Origin of the sequence: Bacillus sp. TH17, from assembly GCF_016651125.1 — a bacterium.
Classification (GTDB): domain Bacteria; phylum Bacillota; class Bacilli; order Bacillales; family Bacillaceae_G; genus Bacillus_A; species Bacillus_A mycoides.
Map to the genome: position 1 here is coordinate 1,255,803 of NZ_JAEKEN010000001.1, position 19,676 is coordinate 1,275,478.

Genomic DNA, 19,676 nt, shown 5'->3' on the forward strand with positions numbered 1-19,676 from the left:
TCGGGATCTTACTGCCCGGCAAATAGCGGGATGAAAAGCGGAAAAATAGCCACTTTTTATGTTGCGGTTAATATTCCAAAGATGATCCTGTAGCTTTAAAATATTTTTCTCGTGAAGGCGTCATTACCCGGATTGCTAATAAACAGGAAAGGAAAAGAATGAGTAACGAGCTACTTATTACAGTAATTTGAACGGAAAGAAATTGTGCGGATGCCCCAATTGCTAAAATGAAAAAGATTTGAATGAAATTTTTTATTGAATCAAACACGCTATCGATACGTCCTATCATATGTACAGGGATGTTATTTTGATAAAATGTTATAAAGCCAGTACCAGCAAATGATGAAGAAATGCCAAGTAAAATGAAACCGCCTGCTGCGACTATAAATGAATTTGAAAAGGCGAAAATTACATACCCTATTGCTGTGAAAATCATACCTAATCCGATACAATGTTGAATTGCTAATCGTTTGGCAAAGAGAGAGACGAGAAATGAACCGCAAACGTAAGCAGCACCAGTTATACTAACAAGCATACTATATTCTATATCGGATAAAAACAGTACTTGATTTGTGAAAACAACTTCTTGTGAATCGAGTGCCATAGAAACAAGCATAGTAGCTTGAAATAAAACGAATATGAGAATTATGTAAGTTTCCGTTCGAGCGAATGAAAAAACTTGTTTCCAATCACTTCGTAATGTTTGTAAGAAAGTATTTGAAACCTCTTCGTTTTGCTTTGTTTGTAATGTAATGTTTGGCAAGAAGTAAATGAGAATGGTAGAAAGTAGAAATGAAAGTGAGTTGCAGTAAATAACAAAGGATGCTGAGTACGTGGTGAGAAGTATTCCAGCAAGGGCTGGACCGATAATAAAAGCCCCGCTTGTACAAAAGTTATTCCAAGCGTTGAATTGAGCGCGCTCTTCAGCTCGTATGAGCATTGTTTTATAAGTAAATGAAGCTGGATCGAAAAATGATGTAGCAATGCGAGTTAAAAAGATAAAAATATAAATGACCCAAATAGAATCAAATAGTGGAATACAGCCAATGAGAGCTGCTCGAATTATATCTGTGATGAGCATAATTGACCGTTTATTTAATCGATCTACAATACTACCAGACCATATTTTTGTAACAACGGTGGCAATTGGACCGACAATCCATAGGCCTGCTACAGCAGCGGGAGAGTTTGTGCTATTTAACACCATTAAGTTTAGAGCTATGAGGTACATAAAATCTCCTAAACGAGAAATGCCTGTGCCCGACAATAATAATAATTTATTTTTCATGGGTATATGGACCTTTCTTTCATTGTTTTTTTATCCGGCAGGAAATAGCGTATTCTTCTTCTGAGGCTGATTGACGAGCGGTTTTGCTTTCCCAGCGTAATAAAACTTGTGAGATTTCCCAAGTGAGTTGTTGTAATTCCTCTGGAGTTAAAAATAAATGAGATACAATATGGCTCCCTGTATTTGTTCCTTCAGTGCCTGCTTCTTCAATATAGAAGTGAGCAGATTTTGCTTTATAGTACTTTTCAATAATCCCCCGTTTTTCCTTTGTATCTACTAATTCAAGTAAGCCTCCGTCAAATAAAATTTGGATGTGATAGTGAACGCTACCAGCAGATTTATTTAGTTTAGTAGATACTTGTTTTGCAGTGAGTGTTTCGTCTTTTAAAAGGTGAAGGATTTGAATGCGAGTTGCATTGGAAATTAGCTTTTGTTGTTCTGCTGAAATGGTAAGTCGATCCTCAAACATTATGTTAGCTCCTTTCTTTTAATCTAAATTTATTGTACGTTCTAAAAAATTAGATTGTAAGAGAAATAAATCGCCTTTTTCTTGTGAATTTCGACATAAATAAAAATGGCATGTACATATACATGCCATTAAGTGATAGTAGATTCTTCACTAAGCTCCCCATGATAAAACAAGAACAGCCATATAAAACTAACGAAAATACAGCATATAGCTAACAGGCTACCAATAACTTGCGGAGAAAGAATTTCTAAAAGCCATCCTGTTATAAACATAGATAACTGAATAAGAGATCCATAAATGGAATAATGAAATGAAAAAACTTTACCAATCATGTTTTCTTCTGTATACATTTGTAGCAATGTCGTATCAAGTGGAACGATGATTCCTCCTGCTATACGCATACAGAGTAATGTAATGATACCGATAATAAGTTGATCGGATAGAACGAATCCGAGAAAGAAAATTCCTTGTAGTAAATAGGCCCAACCAAATGCTCTTTCCATTTTGTCTTCATTTTTAGATATATATAGGTTAACGAGAAGGCTACCAATCATAAGTCCAGCCCCTTGAACCGTATATAAAATTCCAATGTTAGAGTGGAAAATTCTTTCGGCATAGATTGTTAAGAGTAGTTGATAAGCACCTCCAATAATTCCCCATGAAATTCCGACGAGAATTAATGATAAAATAATTTTTCTTTGTAATATGTATGTATAACCATCTTTTATATCAGTAAAAAATGCTTTTTTCGTGCTAAAAGTGTCACGAGAAGGGATCTTTATTTTATAAATAATATAGGCTGAAATAAAGTATGATAGGCTATTAATAAAAAAGGCAATCTCGATACTTAAAGATTGTGCAATGAGCCCACCTAAAGAGGCTCCCATAATAGACATAAAACCATTGATTGTACTAGAAAGAGAGTTAGCGGTTACTAAATGCTTTTGATGTACGATATTTTTTAGGGTTGATTGCTTAGCAGGCTCGAATAAGCAAGAGAGTACCGCTAAACATATATTAGAAACGAAAATAATTTCAATCTTGTAGAATGCTAATAAATAAGTGAGGACGATAATTCCTCGTAAAATATCGGTAAAAATCATAATTTTCTTTTTTGAAAAACGATCTACAATTCCGCCTATGAATGGGCTCAGAAGAAGTTGAGGTAACCCTTTGCTCATAAAGGTGAGTGCTAACATAAATGAAGATTCTGTTATGTTATAGACGAGTGTTAATAAAGCGACAGTATGAAACCAATCCCCAAGTACACTTAATGTTTGACCGAAAAATAGTCTTTTGAAGTTTGTATTTGTTTTAAGAAGCCTGTAATAAGAAATTGACATGAGAAATTAAACCTTATCTATAAGTGATGCCTGTACTTGTTTTTTCCATTCACTTAAATACATTTTCTCTGCTTTAGGTAGTCCAACAGGCAATTGTGTAATGAATTCTAAACTATTTCCATCAGGATCGTTAAAATATACGGAGGCGTGTGCTAATTCTGGAAAAACGATTGGTTCAATTGGTTCCATTCCAAAGTCTTTTCGTGCTGAAATTCCTTTCTGTTTGAGCCAGTGTATTGCGTTTTCTAAATCGTGTAAGCTTACTTGGAAGGCGATATGTCGTAAGGCTGGATGATAATTGACTTTGTATTCTTTTCCTTCCCAAAGACCAATCCAACTTGCATTTTCTACAATCCAAAAGAAGGCGATATCTTTGTCTCTTTTATATAATTTCAGCCCTAGTGATTCATAAAAAGGTATCGAAATTTCTAAATTACAGACAGGTAAATGTGCTTCATAAAGACCTTTAATCATTATAATCCTCCTTAGTAAAAACGTTTTCTTATTCAATAGTAAACGATGTTTTGTTTATTGAAATCGCAAAATAGAAGGAGAATAAACTCATACGAAAGTATGAAAAAACAGCTCAATTATGAGCTGTTTTCATATAGTTTTTAGTTAACATATTTCATTCATTTAGAGTTTAGCGAAAAGGATACGTATTATATTTAAAACCCTCCGCCGCCACCCCAACAGCTACATCCGATAATGATTAGAAGGATGAATAGCACGATGAGTAAAGCAAATCCACCGCCGAAACCAGCGCAACTACCACCAAAGCTCATGTTTTTTCCTCCTTTTTAGGAAATTAATCTATATAACTAATGGATTACTTTATAAGATATGTTTTTATTTAGAAAAGGAGCAAGTCTTACTTCTAATTAGACAAGAGCCTGTGATCGGATTTAAATGTGATATTTACTTTGTTTCATAGCGAAATGGTAAAACAATGTGGAAGTGTATACTAGGTGAATGTATTGCAAATGAAAGGGGTATGTAACTTACAATTACATTAAAATTTCTTTTCATAAATATAAAATTTGTAAAAAAAGCCATTTTTTTATTTTTTTATGAGTGGAAATGTACTATAATTTTACAAGTAATATTATGGGAAAAGGGAGTTTTAGTATAGAGATGGAGATGGGACAATTACACAATAAAATAGAACACAAAAAGAAAGAGTTAATTCAACTTGTTGCTAGGCATGGATTAGATCATGATAAAGTTTTGTTATTTAGTCGAGATTTAGATATACTAATTAATAAGTTTATGAATATAAAAGGCAAAGTATGTAAGTGATTAATCTTTAATTTTTTATATTAGGATTATTTACTGATAAAGGAGAGAACAGTTATTGGAACATTTACAAGAAGAGTTGTATAAACAAATAAAAGAAGAAAAAGGTGCAGTTACTATATTTTTAAAGAGCGGAGTAAGAATAGTAGGGGAAGTAGTTGGAGTAGATAGATTTACAGTATTAATATTAGTAGATGGAAAACAACAACTTATTTATAAGCAGGCAATATCAACAATTATGAAATAAGACACTCATTTTGAGTGTCTTATTTCATAATTAAATGGTTATTGTTTACATGCTTCAACGTCAATGCCAGCAGCTAGTAATTTTTTTCTCCGTCTTGTTCAATGATTTTTTGTAATCTAGATAAGAAAGAGTCAAAATCTGTATGTTTACCAACTTGGAAAGTCATTTTATGCTCAATTGGTAGCCAAGTATCAATATCAGCTTCGTTATGCTGAATTTTCACTTCAAGTTTATCAAGTGCGTTAGCAACTTTTGCTTCATACGTTTCTTTCGCTTCGAACTCCATCCATAAATCGTATAATTCCACGCCGAGAGGACCTTCTAGTGTACGTTTAATATTTAAAATGGCCTCTAGCTCATTTTTCTGTTTTTGTAATTGTAATTCACGGCTATTCATCGTATCAAAGGCAGGAATATCACCAGCTTCTGCTTCGACAAGGTCATGAATAATAACCATTTTAAGTAATTTTTCTATATTTACTTTTTGATCCAAATAAGGCTCAACTAAGATAGCCATTAGGGACATACGCCACGTATGTTCAGCAACACTTTCTTGACGTCCGTTAGAAAGCCAACTATGTCGCATTTCATATTTTAGTTTTTCTGCTAATGCAATGACTTGTAAAATGTTATGTTCCATCGTGATCCTCCTCATATTTCCATACTATGATTCTAATATAGAAATGAAATGTGTCAATTTAATGAGTATATTGCGATAAATAGATGATACGCGTATAATGATTGTTATATGTGAAAACGCATTATTAAAATAAAAAAATGTTTTACGAAAACGAAAAAGGAAGGGCAGGAATATGGGAGACGAAAATCAAGGATTAGCTAGACCGCAAAGGAAAAAAAGGAAGTTTGATATTTCTAGCCCCTTTGGCATTGTAGTAGGTTTCGTTATTTTAATTGCAGCGATCATGCTTGGCGGTGGTGGAATAAAAGCTTTTAAAAATTTCTTAGATGTTTCATCTATTTTGATCGTTATAGGGGGAACAACAGCGACAATTATTGTGGCATATAGATTTGGAGAAATAAAAAAATATACGAAAAGTATTTTTACTGTTTTACATAGAAGAGAGGAAAATCTAGAACAGTTAACGGATTTGTTCGTTGATTTTTCAAAGAAGTCTAAAAAACATGGTTTACTCTCGTTAGAAGTTGATGGAGAGCAAGTAGACAATCCTTTTATTCAAAAGGGGATTCGTTTAATGTTAAGTGGATATGATGAAGCAGAATTAAAAGAAGTATTAATGAGAGATGTTGAAACAGAAGTATATGAGTTAAGAAAAGGAGCAACATTATTAGATAAGATTGGTGATTTCGCTCCAGCGTGGGGTATGATAGGAACTTTAATTGGTCTTATTATTATGCTTCAAAACTTGCAAGATACATCGCAAATTGGTACAGGAATGGCAGTTGCTATGTTGACGACATTGTATGGATCTGTTATTGCAAACATGATTGCAATACCGTTATCTGAAAAAGTGTATCGTAGCATTGAAGATTTGTATACAGAGAAGAAGTTTGTAATAGAAGCAATCACAGAGCTTTACCGAGGACAAATTCCTTCTAAGTTAAAGTTAAAACTTGATACATACGTATATGAAACGAAGATAAAAAAAGAAAAACGAGCAGCCTAATATTTCAAGGAGTGGTATGGTGATGATAAAACGACCGCAAAAAGGATCGCCTCGTTGGATGACGACTTTTACTGATTTAACGATGTTGTTATTGACTTTTTTTGTACTATTAGTTGCTACATCAAAACAAGATACAGTAAAATTATCGAAGATGCTTGAAAAGTTTAGTGATGCAGAACAAGTGGATGCGAAAGTAATGGAAGGTACAATACCAGATATTTCACATGAAAAAAATGATGAAAAAGCAGTTTCAAAAAAGCGAATGGATGAATTGTATAAAAAGTTAAAAGCATATGTAGATAATAATGGTGTTAGTCAAGTGAATGTATATCGAGAAGATACAGGTGTTAGCATCGTTATAGTAGATAACTTAATATTCGATACAGGCGATGCGAATGTTAAGCCGGAAGCAAAAGAAGTAATTAGTCAATTAGTAGGGTTCTTTCAATCGGTACCAAACCCAATTGTTGTAGAAGGACATACAGATAGTAGACCGATTCATAATGAAAAATTTCCTTCCAACTGGGAATTATCTTCAGCACGAGCAGCTAATATGATTCACCACTTAATTGAAGTGTATAATGTAGATGATAAACGATTAGCAGCGGTAGGATATGCGGACACAAAACCAGTAGCATCAAATGATTCACCGCAAAATTGGGAGAAAAACCGGCGCGTTGTAATATATATTAAAGAATAATATATTTCCATTTTATTAATAAAATAATAAAAATACAGAAATTCTTTTAAAAAAATATTAAATTTTCTCGTTTTATTTTGTATAATGAGTGAGAATGATAAGGTGAAATATTAAGATATATTTATACATAGAGGGAGAGAACCAAAAAGAATGGCACATAAAATTTTAGTTGTAGACGATGCAATGTTTATGCGAACAATGATTAAAAACTTATTAAAAAGTAATTCAGAATTTGAAGTTATCGGTGAAGCAGAGAATGGGGTAGAAGCGATTCAAAAGTATAAAGAACTTCAACCTGATATTGTAACACTAGATATTACTATGCCAGAAATGGACGGACTTGAAGCATTAAAAGAAATTATGAAAATTGATTCGAGTGCAAAGGTTGTTATTTGTTCTGCAATGGGACAACAAGGTATGGTATTAGATGCAATTAAAGGCGGGGCAAAAGACTTTATTGTAAAGCCATTCCAAGCCGATCGTGTTATCGAAGCTTTAACAAAAGTAGCAAATAGCTAATATAGAAGGGGTGCCACAAAGAATCAAATCAATGATAGCGGATAGACGTGTGGCCCCCTTTTTTCTCGTTATAAAACACTAAATTGTTATACATAAATGAAATGTTTGTTAGACAGGTAGGGGATTAAAATGCAAACAGATCTATTAAATATATTTTTTGAAGAAGCAGAAGAACATTTACAGTCGCTAAATGAAAATGTGCTAAATTTAGAACAGAATCCTGCCGATATGGGTGTTGTAGGGGAAATATTCCGCTCAGCTCATACATTTAAAGGTATGTCTGCGAGTATGGAATTTGCAGAAATGGCAGATTTAACTCATAAGATGGAAAATGTTTTAGACGAAATCCGTCACGGAAATATGATGGTGAATGCTAATATTATTGATGTTATTTTTGAGTGCATTGATAATTTAGAAAAGATGGTTACAGATGTGCAGCAGGGCGGAATGGGTAATATTGATGTTGTATCTACAAAGCATAAATTAGAAGCATTATTAAATGGGAATGTAGAAGCTTCTATGGAACAAGTAGAGCAAAGTAGTATAAACAATGATGATACAGTTTCACATGAAGTATATATAACCGTCGAACAACAAGCCATTTTAAAAGCAGTACGTGCCATTATGTGTATTGAAGCATTACAAAATGTAGGGGATATACAAAAAACGGTTCCAAGCATTGAAGAAATCGAAGCGGATGCTTTTGGATTTGAGTTTACAGTATATATGGATACTGATCGTAGTGTTGAAGAATTGAAACAGGTGGTGCTTCACGTTTCTGAAATTGAGAAAGTAGAAGTGAAGCAAGGAAATATAGCTGAAGAAGGAATCGTACAATCTATTGCAGCAACGCAGCTGGATCCATCTCTAGAGGCACGAACTCCAACAGCTAGTACTACACCGGCTAAAAGTACTACAAAAACGAAAAATGCTAAAGTAGAGAATCGTTCTATTCGTGTTCAGTTAGAAAAAATCGAAAGATTAATGAATATGTTTGAAGAAAGTGTAATTGAGCGTGGACGAATTGATGAATTAGCAGAAACGATTCAAAATAAAGAGTTAATTGAGCATTTAAATCGATTAGGGGATATTTCAAAAGATATCCAAAATGTATTATTAAATATGCGTATGGTACCGATTGAAACGGTTTTCAATCGTTTTCCGCGTATGGTACGTATGTTAGCGAAAGATTTAGGTAAAAAAATCGATTTACAAATTAAAGGTGAAGATACTGAAGTTGATAAAATTGTTATTGACGAAATTGGTGATCCACTCGTTCATTTAATTCGTAATGCAATTGATCATGGTATTGAAACTGTCGAAAACCGACGTGATGCCGGGAAAAATGAGACAGGTACTATTAAATTAGAGGCGTTTCATAGTGGAAATCATGTCGTAATTCAAATTACTGATGATGGAAATGGTATTCATAAAGGAAAAGTATTAGAAAAAGCGATAAAAAATGGTGTTGTAACGGAATCAGAGGCAAATAAATTAACGGATCGTGAAGTGTTTGATCTTATCTTCCAACCGGGATTTAGTACAGCGGAAGTTGTATCTGACCTTTCTGGACGTGGGGTTGGATTAGATGTTGTTAAACATACGATTCATAGTTTAGGTGGGCATTTAATTATTGATTCTGAAGAAGGAAAAGGAAGTACATTCAGAATTGAACTTCCTTTAACATTGTCTATTATTCAATCAATGCTTGTTCAAACAAATGATAAGCGTTATGCCTTGCCTCTTGGCAATATTGCTGAAGCCATTCGAATTAAGAAAGAAGACATACAATCGTTACAAGGGAAAGACGTTTTAAACTATCGCAATCAAATTATTGAAGTGAAACATTTAAGTACTGTATTTGGTGAAAAAACAGTAGATGAGGCGTTCGCATCATATGATAGTCAAATGGTTCCTGTGTTAATTGTTCGTAATACACATCGTAGCTATGGACTTATCGTAAACACAATTATCGGTCAAAGAGAAATAGTTTTAAAGTCATTAGGTGATTTCTTTGCAGAGAGTTCTAACTATTTCTCTGGTGCGACAATTCTCGGTGATGGACGAGTGGTCCTCATTTTAAACCCAGAAGGTTTATAATAGGAATGAAGGAAGCTCCCCACTTGTATACAATTGGGGAGCTTTTTGGGTAGAACTAATAATATAAGTATATGAAAGCCGTCGTTTACACATATTGTGGAAATAAATACATGTTCACAATTCGGATGATAAGTTTGGTAAAATATAACGAGTGTAATAGAGAGTTTAAATCATTTGATAGAAAAACAAAAATGAGGAGGCAGGAAAAATGCCTGAGCAACACACAAAAGGGGATACTGGCACAATTGTGCTAGAAAAAGAAAATGAACATTTAACGCCTCAAGAATGCGATATTCTTGGTGAGATTGCTAATATATCATTTGGTTCAGCTTCGACTGTATTATCAACAATTTTAAATAGGCAAGTAAGTATTACTGCTCCTCAAGTAGAATTGGTAGATTTATATGATACAAGTGATGTTGAAATTCCACATGTTGTATTAAATATCCATTTCACAAAAGGATTAGATATGGAAAATCTTCTTGTTCTTCAACAAGATGTTGCTTTATCTATTGCTGATTTAATGATGATGGGAACAGGTGAAGTTGAAGAGGGAAAAGAGCTTGGTGAATTAGAGCTAAGTGCAGTACAAGAAGCTATGAATCAAATGATGGGATTCGCAGCAACATCTATGTCAGAATTCTTCCAAGATACGGTAGACATGTCTCCGCCAACAATTAAAGTTGTGCAACTTACAGAAGAGATGGAGAAGATTTCTGGTATTAATGGGAATAATATGGTTGTTAAAGTATCGTTTGAATTAAAAATAGATAATCTTGTGAATTCTCAGCTTGTACAGGTTGTTTCAGTTGAACATGCGAAGCGAATGATAAATAAATTGTTACAATTATCTGGTGGTGTGGAAGAAGAAATAGATGAGCCGACGGAAGTGCAGGAAACTGAGATTGTAGAAGAGCATGTAGAAAAAGAGCAATTAACACAAGAAGAGAAAGATGTGCTTGGTGAAATTGCGAATATTTCAATCGGTTCGGCTTCAACAGTACTATCGACGCTTTTAAATCAGCCTGTCACTATTAGTACACCAAATGTAGAGGCGATTAATGTTCGTCATTATGAAGGAGTACCGGTTCCGTTTGTTATTTTAAATGTCGATTTTGTTGAAGGACTAAAAAATGAGAATGTATTCGTATTTACGAAAGATGTTGCTTTAACAATGGTAGATTTAATGATGATGGGAACGGGTGAAATTGATCCGGAGAAAGAGCTAAGTGAATTAGAGTTAAGTGGCATTAAAGAAATTATGAACCAAATGATGGGGCATGCTGCAACAGCGATGTCAGAAATGTTTAAAGAAAAAATGGATATGACACCACCAGACGTTAAATTTGTTTCTTTAAAAGAAGAAATGGAGTATTTGGGAGAGTCGATGGCAGTTGACGAACTCGTTCAAATTACTTTTAATCTTGAAATTGGTGATCTCCTTCAATCAAAGATGTATCAAATACTACCGATATCAGAAGCGAAAGAAATGGTTAGAAGACTTCTATATCCGATGGTGGAAGAGCAAGAAGAAATAGTTGAGGAAGTTGTTGAAGAGGAAGAAATTCCTGCACCAGTCGTACAGCCAATTGAATATAAAGAAGTCAAGCAAGTTGAGCCAGTATATATGGATACATCTATTCTACAAAATGTAGAAATGAATGTTAAATTTGTATTTGGAAGTACAGTGAGAACAATTCAAGATATTTTAAGTCTACAAGAAAATGAAGCGGTCGTACTTGATGAAGATATTGATGAACCGATTCAAATTTATGTGAACGATGTATTAGTGGCGTATGGAGAACTTGTAAATGTAGATGGGTTTTTCGGAGTAAAAATGACGAAATCGCTATAAGGCGTCAAAATAGGAGTTTGAACAAATAGATGAAAAACGTAAAGTTTTTTCTAGTTAGTTGGCTATTCTTACATATATGTATAATTTTACCATCTCAAGGGCAGGCAGAAGAAAAAAGTGTACAAGATCAAAATATAAGCGAAATGAATGACCAAGAGGGAAAAAATAAAGAAGTTCAGGAACAGCCAGAACAAGTGGAAATGCCCTCGGTTAAAGATGAAAAAAAAGCAGTAGAAAATGAGCAAGGGAAAGAAAAAAAAGAAGAAAGAACGATAGAAACAGACCGAGGGGTTATTACAGTTAATAAGCAGGAGCTAAAGGTTGGCGAAGAAGTGCGGATTGCTGTAGAATCAAATGAAAAAAACATTCAAAGTGTAAAAGGTATATTACAATTACAAAAAAATGGTGAGCAGTACAGACAAGAGAGAATAATATCTTTTGAGTATGAAGAAGTAACGAAGCGATGGATCGCTAATTATAAGGCCGGAATATATGATTTACAAGGTGATTGGAACCTTAGGCTTGTTGAAAGCTATAAAGAAGATGAGAAGGAAGAAGTAATAGAGAACGAATTAAATGTCCCGCTCATTCGTATAAACAATGAAGCACCAACTATAGATAAAGAATTGCCAAAGTTAGAGAAAGTTAGTATTGATGAGGCAAAAGGGAACTTAATTGAACGGAAAAAGGGAGAATCCGTTCATATACGAGTACAAACGGTAGATAAAGAATCGGTTGTTAAAGAAGTGCGCGTTATATTAAAAGGAAAAGAAGACGGTAACGATATTACTTTTTTATTAGACTATAATAAACGCGACATGGATTGGCAGAAAATATTTGAAATAACAGAAGCTTTACCTGTTGGGCCGCATCAACTTATTGTGGAAGTAACAGATGGGGCAGGTAACAAACTTGTGACAGAGAGTGAATATATCGTTTCTATCATCGAACAAAAAGTGAAAGATGATGAAAAGATAGAAGAGCAAGAGAATCAAAATGAAGTAGAAGATAAGAAAGAAATTGAGAAGCAGGAAGATCCGAAAATAGAGATGCCGCTTCCAGAAGAAAAACTTCCAGTTATTCAAATTCCAAAGCAAGACGAGAAAGTAAACTATTTTATAAAAGAGCCGTTGAAAGAGAAAGAGGAAATCAACTACGTTATAAAAGAGCCAGCGACAGACAATAAGGAAGTAAATAATGTGAAGGCTCATAAAGAGAAAAAAAGCAAAAATGAAAATCAAGTCGTTTCTAAAAAGAAAGAGAAAATAGAAGAACAACAAGAAAAGAAAGAGGAAAAAAGTGAGCAGGGAGTACAGGCTTCTAATGTGTTTGCTGTTATGTCAGGATTATTTGTACTATTTTTAGTTTTAAAGAGTAATAAAGAGTGGGGCTAATAATTTGATAGTAGTGGAGGCGCTTAGATGGAAATTAAACGTACTACAATTGAAAATAAGACGCTACACCCATTAAAACAGCCTGCAGCTATTTCAGAACATGAAATTCAAAAAGAGCGAAAACGGAGTAATCTTGTGTTTACCGGGCGGTCCCAAATCATTTCGAACAATAATGAAATAGGGATTCTACTTGCGAGTTTAGGTGATGGAAAGATTGTAAAAGAAATGCTTTCTAAGGAAATGGATACGGTGTTGCAGTTGTTCTCAAAGTTACATATGTTGTCCGAGGAAGGAAAGCAATCGGAAAAAATATATGAACAAATTGTTAGAAGTTTACAAGGAATTATTAAGCAAGCGTATATAAAAGATATTCCGTTACTCGATGGGACGTATGATTTCGCTGAAGTACAGCTTTCATTCGGGCGAAAAGTACATATTCCTTTACTTGACGTAAGTGCTCTCATTTCTAGAGTGGAAAGTGATTCTTCAGAAGGAAATATAAATTTAATGATAACGGTTATTACAGCTTACATGACGAAATTGTCTAATGAAACAATCTTAATTAGCGGTACAGATCGTATTTCTAAAGAACGTGATGTGAGCGTGTGGAGAGCACTTGCAGAAATGAATATGACGCAATTATCTCATGCGTTGAAACATACGATTCAAGAGCATAAATGGTCTGTTACAGCTCTATTTCTCTTTATATGGGTTATAGGTATCATATTGATTCGTATTATATAATAAAAAAAGGTCGCCATTTCAATTATGACGACCTTTTTCTATATTTTTTCGTAGAAGAATGTATCAAAACGCTGAAGGTTGTAGCGTTCGGGTGTTAAAATTTGTTCTGTGCTACCAACGAATAGTACGCCGCCTTTTCGTAAAGAACGACTAAACTTTTCATAAAGCTTTATTCTTGCTTCTTCTGTAAAGTAAATCATTACATTTCGACAAATGATTAAATCGTAGTTCGTATCAAATGTCTGCATTAATAAATCATGTTGTTTAAATGTAACTTGCTGTTTAATATTTTGATGCAATATATATGTATCATCTTCTTTTGTGAAATGACGTTGTTTTAAATCATTAGGTAATTCTTTCAAAGAGCGTTCTGTATATTGACCACGTTTTGCAGTTTCTAAAACATGAAAATCAAGATCCGTTGCTTGAATGTCATAACGAAACGGAGCTAGATGCTTCGATAATATTAAAGAAAGTGTATATGGTTCTTCACCGGCAGCGCAAGCAGCACTCCAAATTTTTAATTTACCGTTATTTTGTTCAAGTAGCTTTGGTAGAGCTTTCGTCTCTAACGTTTGCCAGCGCTCTTTATTTCTGAAAAACTCTGATACGTTAATTGTAATATAGTCAATAAAACTTAAAAATAACGTTTGATCGATGCGTAAATTATTTAAAAAATTTGTGTAATTTTCAAAACCTTTTCTCGAAATGAAAGCGTCGATTCTTCGGCGCATTCTATCTTGCTTATAGGAAGCGATATCCATATTAAAGTGCTGTTTAAAACTTACGACAAATTGATTATAATCTTGTTCAGTTATCATATTTACAATAGGCACAATAACGATATTGTGCCTCCCCTTTACATCATACGAATTTTTTGTTCAAAGCTTTTTTCATCTGCTTTTCATGTAAGCCTGGTAAATCATAAATAACAGCATCAATTCCTGCTTCTTTTGCAACGTCAACGGGAATGACAGACGTATGTTTATCTCCGTTATAAAAACAGAGAACTAAATTGGTATCTTCGACAACTTGCTTTACAAAAAACATATAATCTGATCGATAAATGGATTCGGAAGGATGATCAAAAGCAATATACTCGGCTCCGTGTTTTTTTAAGTAATCAACGACTTCTTGAAATTCGTCTGTTAATACTTGTAACGGTTGTAGTGTGTAAAGACATAAATTTTGAGCAAGTCTTTCGTTTTCAATGAAGAAACGAAGAACCTCATTTTCAATAGATTTATAACATAATATGTAAATTTTATGTTTGTGAGCATAGTCAATTAAAAATTTTTTTATTTCTTCCTGATCTAATGCTGTTAATTGATTTGAACCACAAAGAAAAATATTCATAGATTTGTGCCACCTCATGCTAAATTGTAACATATCTTCTATAAAAAATAACTGCAAAATATCATTGTACAGAGTATAATTATAAATAACTAGATTTTACGATTAAGTTTAGAAGGAAATAAAAAAATAAATAGGTGATATATATGCTGCGTTCTATCTCGCATAATCCAATTTTATCGCATATACCGCCTGCTACTCAAATGCCGAAAGAAGCAAATGTCAGGACAGGACTTGCTTTTTCGGATAATTTGCATGCAGATCCGAAAAACGATAAATTGTTAGAACAAATGGAAGCACTTGTTGATAACATTGGAGAAATTAAAGAGAAAATCGAATTAGAGTTAACGCTCGATAATGTAATGGAATACAAAAATACTGTAAAATCATTTTTGAATTTTTACGTTGATAACGTATTGCAGTATAAAGATGTTATGTCTCGTCATCCGCGTTACGGATATTCGCAGAAAATGACGATCGTAAAACAAGCTGAAATGGGATTAACTGAGTTAGAAGATGTTATGAATTTAATTAATACGAAAACAGGGCATTTAGAAATGTTAAATCAAATTGGAGAAATTCATGGTTTGATTGTAAATTTAGTCTTGTAAAGGAAAGGAAGCTATATGTACATACAATTATATGAAAAGCTCGTTATTATTCAAAAGGCATATGAAAATATTCAAACGCTTGGGGAACAAATATATGAGAATTTAAAAAATAAAAATGTAAATGCAGTTCAAAAGTTGCAAGTAGAGCAATTGCAGTACATAGAAGGTGTTAAAGGATTATCGCGATCTTTTGAGGAAATGGTTGTTCAGCTTTGTAAAGAAAAACAAGTTGAACCGTTGCGTATGCGTTCGGTATTTTCGTATTTTTCACAGGAAGAAAATGAAAAAATGGAAGAATTACAAAAAAGTTTAAATGAATTAGAAGAAAATGTAAAAATGATTCTTTTGAAAAATCAATATTACTTAAACGTACTATTAAAAACTACAGAAAGTATTGTGGATTCCGTTTCTGAATACAATTTGGAGAAAAACAATAATTCGCAAATCTTTATGAATGAACTATTGTAAAGGAGAAGTGAAGCATTATGAGATTATCTGATTATAATACGCCGTTATCTGGTATGCTAGCGGCCCAAATGGGATTACAAACGACAAAACAAAACTTATCTAACATTCATACACCGGGTTATGTGCGTCAAATGGTGAATTACGGATCTGCTGGAGGGAGTAAAGGGTATGCACCGGAACAAAGAATAGGATACGGTGTACAAACATTAGGTATTGATCGTATTACAGATGAGGTGAAGACAAAGCAATATAATGATCAAATGTCACAGTTCTCGTACTATGCATATATGAATTCTACTTTGTCGCGAGTCGAGTCTATGGTAGGAACGACAGGTAAAAATTCATTATCTAGTTTAATGGATGGGTTTTTCAATGCTTTTCGTGAAGTTGCAAAAAATCCGGAGCAATCAAATTACTACGATACATTAATTGCTGAAACAGGGAAGTTCACAAGTCAAGTAAATCGTCTCGCGAAAAACTTACATACAGTGGAAGCACAGACGACAGAAGATATTGAAGCACATGTTAATGAATTTAATCGACTTGCTGCTAGTTTAGCAGAAGCGAACAAGAAAATTGGACAAGCTGGTACACAAGTACCAAATCAACTATTAGATGAACGTGATCGTATTATGACAGAAATGTCTAAGTATGCAGATATAGAAGTATCGTATGAAGCTACAAATCCTAATATCGCAAGTGTTAGGATGAATGGTATTTTAACTGTAAATGGTCAAGATACATATCCACTTCAATTACAGAGGGATAAAGAGCCTATGTCTGTACAAATATCTGGAACAGATATCCCATTAAGTGGTGGAACAATTTTATCGGCAATTGATACGAAAGCAAAGATTACAAGTTATAAAGATAATCTGAATGAATTTGTAAATTCGTTTAAACAACAAGTGAATAATACTATGAAGAAAGAGTTTTTTGTAGGAGAAGATGCGAAGAAAATTGAATTGAATCCTGATTTTACAAAAGATATTTCAAAAATGAAAATTTCAGCTGAAACTGCCAACAACCTTACGAGTATTACAGATAAAGGCTATAAGGATGGACTTACATATAAGCAAGCCTTAGATCAATTTTTAGTTGGTGTAGCTTCTGATAAAAGTTCAGTAAATGCATATCAAAATATTCATAAGGATTTATTAGAAGGTATCCAGCAAGAAAAGATGAGCATCGAAGGCGTTAATATGGAAGAAGAAATGGTTAATTTAATGGCCTTCCAGAAATACTTCGTGGCGAACTCTAAAGCTATTACTACGATGAATGAAGTATTTGATAGTTTGTTTTCGATTATTAGATAAGGAGTAGTCATGTATAGTCTGTGATTGAAAATATATAAGGAGGAGATAGAAATGAGAGTATCTACATTTCAAAATGCAAACTGGGCAAAGAATCAGTTGATGGATTTAAATGTGCAACAGCAATACCACCGAAATCAAGTAACTTCAGGGAAGAAAAACCTTCTTATGAGTGAAGACCCACTTGCAGCAAGTAAATCATTTGCAATTCAACATTCATTGGCAAATATGGAACAAATGCAAAAAGATATAGCGGATTCGAAAAATGTGTTAACACAAACTGAAAATACTTTACAAGGTGTTTTGAAATCTTTAACAAGAGCAGATCAATTAACAGTACAAGCATTAAATGGAACAAATAGTGAAAAAGAATTGAAGGCTATTGGTGTAGAAATTGATCAAATTTTAAAACAAGTTGTATATTTAGCGAATACGAAAGAGCAAGGCCGTTATATTTTCGGTGGTGATAGTGCAGAGAAGCCACCGTTTACAGAAGATGGTACATACCAAGGTGGAAAAAATGATGTGAACTGGCAACTAAATGACGGTTATGAATTCAAAGCGTTCCGTAACGGAGAAGCATTATTATCCCCAGTTATAAAAACGTTAAAACAGATGAGTGAAGCGATGCAAAACGGTGACCCAAAAGCGTTAAAACCGTTATTAGAAGGAAATAAGCAAAACTTAGATGGCATCATTAATCGTACAACTGAAGTTGGTTCGACAATGAACACAATGGAGACGTTTAAAACAATTTTAAGCGAGCAAAATGTAGCACTTCAAGAAAACCGTAAAGAAATTGAGGATGTTGATTTAGCGGTCGCAATTTCTGATTTAGCTTATATAAACGCAACGTACGAAGCAACATTAAAAGCTGTTAGTACGATGAGTAAAACGAGTATTTTAGATTACATGTAAATGATAAGGAGTGAAAAATATGGCAGGGACAATATCTAATTATGGTGACAGACAGCAAATATGGAATTTAGGAAATAACATGATAGATACAAAGAAGTTAGTAGATTTAGAGTTACAAGCATTGGAAATGAAAAAATCACCATATACTACACAAAAACAAACGTTAACAAATGAAAACAAAGTGTATGCGAGCATGAAAAAAGAGTTTGCAAATTTTGTGCAAGTATTCAAAGATTTAAACACATTTAAAGGTGATGAAAAGAAAACAACTCTATCCAAAGATGGTTTTATGACAGCACAGGCGGATGCTGCTGCAATTCCTGGAACATACACAATTACAGTAGAGCGAGTAGCAGAAAGACATCAAATAACTACAGCTCCACTTACTCCCCCAAAAACTCCTGAAGGTACGGAGCAAAAATTCAGTTTAGATTTAAAGCTTGGAGTAGATGATGTATTTCAGATAAATGGAAAAGAAGTTAAAATTTCGGAAGATATGACGTATAAAGATCTTGTCAATAAAATTAATAATGGAAATTATGGTGTATCCGTATACACATTAGGGGATCAACTATTTTTCACATCTACTATTGCAGGAAAAGAGGGAGAGCTGAAATTAACGGATGGTACCAATGGCTTTTTACAAAATATAGGGCTGGTTACTTCTGCGAAAAATACGGATGGAACGAATGCCATTGCACATCAAGTGACAGGAGCAGTAAATGCTGAATATACAATAAATGGAATTAAAGGAACTAGTAAAACAAATAAGATTGATACAATTCCAGGATTAACTATTAACTTAGAAAAGGTAACTACAGAGCCGATTAAATTAACTATCGAAGATTCAGATATAAAAAATTCGATAGATTTAATCAAAAAAATGAAAGATGAGTATAATAACGCTGTTAAAAGTTTAGATTTATTTTCTGGTGAAAATGGAGTAATGCAAGGGAATAATGTTTCATTTGCTATCAGTAATGCAATGACAAGCATTTTTAGATTTTCCCAAGATGATAAATATTTATTTTCTTTCGGGATTCAAATTGATAAAACAGGAAATATGACTCTTGATGAAGAAAAATTGAAAATAGCTTTTAAAGAGAATCCAGAATCTACAAAACAATTTTTCTTTGGTTTTAATGGCATTGGTCATGATATAGATAAAAAGCTCGAGGGAATCTTTGGAGATGAAGGGATTATTGGAAAACGCTCTAAAAGTATTGAAAAGCAAGTAACTGATTTAGAGAGAAAAATTCAAGATATTGATACAATTAATAAGAAAAAACAAGAATCAATTATTGATAAATATGCAAAGTTGGAAAGCCAGCTAGCATTGCTTGATAGTCAGCTGCAGACGATCAAAGCAATGACAAAAACAAAAAGTGATGATTAATGAAAGCTGAGGAAGT

General features: G+C 33.5%; 20 protein-coding genes and 2 pseudogenes. 14 read left to right on the forward strand and 8 right to left on the reverse strand.

The window, feature by feature from the left end:
* Positions 1–67: 67 nt before the first annotated feature.
* The 5 genes from JFT95_RS06340 to JFT95_RS06360 form a co-directional block, all read right to left on the reverse strand.
* Positions 68–1,288: an MFS transporter gene (locus JFT95_RS06340; protein ID WP_201051731.1), complete on the reverse strand. Its 1,221-nt coding sequence runs from the start codon at positions 1,286–1,288 to the stop codon at positions 68–70.
* 19 nt (positions 1,289–1,307) lie between these two features.
* On the reverse strand, positions 1,308–1,757 hold the full coding sequence (locus tag JFT95_RS06345; RefSeq protein ID WP_000461279.1) for an ArsR/SmtB family transcription factor: 450 nt from the start codon (positions 1,755–1,757) through the stop codon (positions 1,308–1,310).
* 128 nt (positions 1,758–1,885) lie between these two features.
* Positions 1,886–3,100 (reverse strand): MFS transporter, encoded by a 1,215-nt coding sequence (locus JFT95_RS06350; RefSeq protein ID WP_201051732.1) that lies wholly within the window; start codon positions 3,098–3,100, stop codon positions 1,886–1,888.
* Between the two features lie 6 nt (positions 3,101–3,106).
* Positions 3,107–3,574: a VOC family protein gene (locus JFT95_RS06355; RefSeq protein WP_088039090.1), complete on the reverse strand. Its 468-nt coding sequence runs from the start codon at positions 3,572–3,574 to the stop codon at positions 3,107–3,109.
* A gap of 194 nt (positions 3,575–3,768) precedes the next feature.
* Positions 3,769–3,885, reverse strand: coding sequence for a YjcZ family sporulation protein (locus tag JFT95_RS06360; RefSeq protein WP_000007805.1), 117 nt, complete (start codon positions 3,883–3,885; stop codon positions 3,769–3,771).
* A gap of 295 nt (positions 3,886–4,180) precedes the next feature.
* On the opposite strand from JFT95_RS06360, the gene JFT95_RS06365 reads away from it, so the two are divergent.
* Together JFT95_RS06365 and hfq are read left to right on the forward strand one after the other, a co-directional pair.
* Complete coding sequence (locus tag JFT95_RS06365; RefSeq protein ID WP_002141097.1) at positions 4,181–4,399, forward strand: aspartyl-phosphate phosphatase Spo0E family protein; 219 nt, start codon at positions 4,181–4,183, stop codon at positions 4,397–4,399.
* Between the two features lie 55 nt (positions 4,400–4,454).
* Positions 4,455–4,643: an RNA chaperone Hfq gene (gene hfq / locus JFT95_RS06370; protein WP_002012071.1), complete on the forward strand. Its 189-nt coding sequence runs from the start codon at positions 4,455–4,457 to the stop codon at positions 4,641–4,643.
* Positions 4,644–4,681: 38 nt separating this feature from the next.
* On the opposite strand, the pseudogene JFT95_RS06375 reads toward hfq, so the two are convergent.
* Positions 4,682–5,283: pseudogene (locus tag JFT95_RS06375) on the reverse strand (HD domain-containing protein).
* A gap of 172 nt (positions 5,284–5,455) precedes the next feature.
* On the opposite strand from JFT95_RS06375, the gene JFT95_RS06380 reads away from it, so the two are divergent.
* The 7 genes from JFT95_RS06380 (at position 5,456) to JFT95_RS06410 (ending at position 13,601) form a co-directional block, all read left to right on the forward strand.
* Positions 5,456–6,289 (forward strand): flagellar motor protein MotP, encoded by an 834-nt coding sequence (locus JFT95_RS06380; RefSeq protein WP_201051734.1) that lies wholly within the window; start codon positions 5,456–5,458, stop codon positions 6,287–6,289.
* Between the two features lie 22 nt (positions 6,290–6,311).
* Positions 6,312–6,989: an OmpA family protein gene (locus tag JFT95_RS06385; RefSeq protein ID WP_002012067.1), complete on the forward strand. Its 678-nt coding sequence runs from the start codon at positions 6,312–6,314 to the stop codon at positions 6,987–6,989.
* Between the two features lie 150 nt (positions 6,990–7,139).
* The gene (locus JFT95_RS06390; protein WP_000940577.1) at positions 7,140–7,508 is read left to right on the forward strand and encodes a response regulator; all 369 of its coding nucleotides are present in this window, start codon (positions 7,140–7,142) and stop codon (positions 7,506–7,508) included.
* A 129-nt stretch (positions 7,509–7,637) separates the two neighbouring features.
* The gene (locus JFT95_RS06395) at positions 7,638–9,608 is read left to right on the forward strand and encodes a chemotaxis protein CheA (protein WP_002141100.1); all 1,971 of its coding nucleotides are present in this window, start codon (positions 7,638–7,640) and stop codon (positions 9,606–9,608) included.
* Between the two features lie 208 nt (positions 9,609–9,816).
* On the forward strand, positions 9,817–11,463 hold the full coding sequence (locus tag JFT95_RS06400; RefSeq protein ID WP_113938436.1) for a flagellar motor switch protein: 1,647 nt from the start codon (positions 9,817–9,819) through the stop codon (positions 11,461–11,463).
* 29 nt (positions 11,464–11,492) lie between these two features.
* Complete coding sequence (locus tag JFT95_RS06405; protein ID WP_201051736.1) at positions 11,493–12,857, forward strand: transglycosylase; 1,365 nt, start codon at positions 11,493–11,495, stop codon at positions 12,855–12,857.
* A 27-nt stretch (positions 12,858–12,884) separates the two neighbouring features.
* Entirely contained in the window at positions 12,885–13,601 is a 717-nt protein-coding gene (locus JFT95_RS06410) for a hypothetical protein (protein WP_002012062.1), read from the forward strand.
* A gap of 38 nt (positions 13,602–13,639) precedes the next feature.
* Here JFT95_RS06410 and JFT95_RS06415 read toward each other — a convergent pair whose 3' ends face one another.
* Both JFT95_RS06415 and JFT95_RS06420 read right to left on the reverse strand, forming a co-directional pair.
* On the reverse strand, positions 13,640–14,422 hold the full coding sequence (locus tag JFT95_RS06415; RefSeq protein WP_201053599.1) for a CheR family methyltransferase: 783 nt from the start codon (positions 14,420–14,422) through the stop codon (positions 13,640–13,642).
* 38 nt (positions 14,423–14,460) lie between these two features.
* Positions 14,461–14,957 (reverse strand): annotated as a pseudogene (locus JFT95_RS06420) (flagellar motor switch protein FliG).
* Positions 14,958–15,100: 143 nt separating this feature from the next.
* Here JFT95_RS06420 and JFT95_RS06425 point away from each other — a divergent pair.
* From JFT95_RS06425 to JFT95_RS06445, 5 genes are read left to right on the forward strand one after another with little or no spacing between them, the layout of a single operon-like run.
* Positions 15,101–15,565, forward strand: coding sequence for a YaaR family protein (locus tag JFT95_RS06425; protein ID WP_002141107.1), 465 nt, complete (start codon positions 15,101–15,103; stop codon positions 15,563–15,565).
* Between the two features lie 15 nt (positions 15,566–15,580).
* Positions 15,581–16,033: a hypothetical protein gene (locus tag JFT95_RS06430; protein ID WP_201051738.1), complete on the forward strand. Its 453-nt coding sequence runs from the start codon at positions 15,581–15,583 to the stop codon at positions 16,031–16,033.
* A 17-nt stretch (positions 16,034–16,050) separates the two neighbouring features.
* Entirely contained in the window at positions 16,051–17,349 is a 1,299-nt protein-coding gene (flgK, locus tag JFT95_RS06435; protein WP_201051740.1) for a flagellar hook-associated protein FlgK, read from the forward strand.
* Positions 17,350–17,400: 51 nt separating this feature from the next.
* Entirely contained in the window at positions 17,401–18,264 is an 864-nt protein-coding gene (locus JFT95_RS06440; protein WP_088039100.1) for a flagellar hook-associated protein 3, read from the forward strand.
* Between the two features lie 19 nt (positions 18,265–18,283).
* On the forward strand, positions 18,284–19,660 hold the full coding sequence (locus tag JFT95_RS06445; protein WP_201051741.1) for a flagellar hook-associated protein 2: 1,377 nt from the start codon (positions 18,284–18,286) through the stop codon (positions 19,658–19,660).
* The last annotated feature ends 16 nt before the right edge of the window (positions 19,661–19,676 follow it).

What these genes read in the sequence shown, in the direction of transcription:
- JFT95_RS06340 (WP_201051731.1), bottom strand. Translation starts at nt 1,288, where the DNA reads ATGAAAAATAAATTATTATTATTGTCGGGCACAGGCATTTCTCGTTTA.
- JFT95_RS06345 (WP_000461279.1), bottom strand. Translation starts at nt 1,757, where the DNA reads ATGTTTGAGGATCGACTTACCATTTCAGCAGAACAACAAAAGCTAATT.
- JFT95_RS06350 (WP_201051732.1), bottom strand. Translation starts at nt 3,100, where the DNA reads ATGTCAATTTCTTATTACAGGCTTCTTAAAACAAATACAAACTTCAAA.
- JFT95_RS06355 (WP_088039090.1), bottom strand. Translation starts at nt 3,574, where the DNA reads ATGATTAAAGGTCTTTATGAAGCACATTTACCTGTCTGTAATTTAGAA.
- JFT95_RS06360 (WP_000007805.1), bottom strand. Translation starts at nt 3,885, where the DNA reads ATGAGCTTTGGTGGTAGTTGCGCTGGTTTCGGCGGTGGATTTGCTTTA.
- JFT95_RS06365 (WP_002141097.1), top strand. Translation starts at nt 4,181, where the DNA reads ATGTACTATAATTTTACAAGTAATATTATGGGAAAAGGGAGTTTTAGT.
- JFT95_RS06380 (WP_201051734.1), top strand. Translation starts at nt 5,456, where the DNA reads ATGGGAGACGAAAATCAAGGATTAGCTAGACCGCAAAGGAAAAAAAGG.
- JFT95_RS06385 (WP_002012067.1), top strand. Translation starts at nt 6,312, where the DNA reads ATGATAAAACGACCGCAAAAAGGATCGCCTCGTTGGATGACGACTTTT.
- JFT95_RS06390 (WP_000940577.1), top strand. Translation starts at nt 7,140, where the DNA reads ATGGCACATAAAATTTTAGTTGTAGACGATGCAATGTTTATGCGAACA.
- JFT95_RS06395 (WP_002141100.1), top strand. Translation starts at nt 7,638, where the DNA reads ATGCAAACAGATCTATTAAATATATTTTTTGAAGAAGCAGAAGAACAT.
- JFT95_RS06400 (WP_113938436.1), top strand. Translation starts at nt 9,817, where the DNA reads ATGCCTGAGCAACACACAAAAGGGGATACTGGCACAATTGTGCTAGAA.
- JFT95_RS06405 (WP_201051736.1), top strand. Translation starts at nt 11,493, where the DNA reads ATGAAAAACGTAAAGTTTTTTCTAGTTAGTTGGCTATTCTTACATATA.
- JFT95_RS06410 (WP_002012062.1), top strand. Translation starts at nt 12,885, where the DNA reads ATGGAAATTAAACGTACTACAATTGAAAATAAGACGCTACACCCATTA.
- JFT95_RS06415 (WP_201053599.1), bottom strand. Translation starts at nt 14,422, where the DNA reads ATGATAACTGAACAAGATTATAATCAATTTGTCGTAAGTTTTAAACAG.
- JFT95_RS06425 (WP_002141107.1), top strand. Translation starts at nt 15,101, where the DNA reads ATGCTGCGTTCTATCTCGCATAATCCAATTTTATCGCATATACCGCCT.
- JFT95_RS06430 (WP_201051738.1), top strand. Translation starts at nt 15,581, where the DNA reads ATGTACATACAATTATATGAAAAGCTCGTTATTATTCAAAAGGCATAT.
- flgK (WP_201051740.1), top strand. Translation starts at nt 16,051, where the DNA reads ATGAGATTATCTGATTATAATACGCCGTTATCTGGTATGCTAGCGGCC.
- JFT95_RS06440 (WP_088039100.1), top strand. Translation starts at nt 17,401, where the DNA reads ATGAGAGTATCTACATTTCAAAATGCAAACTGGGCAAAGAATCAGTTG.
- JFT95_RS06445 (WP_201051741.1), top strand. Translation starts at nt 18,284, where the DNA reads ATGGCAGGGACAATATCTAATTATGGTGACAGACAGCAAATATGGAAT.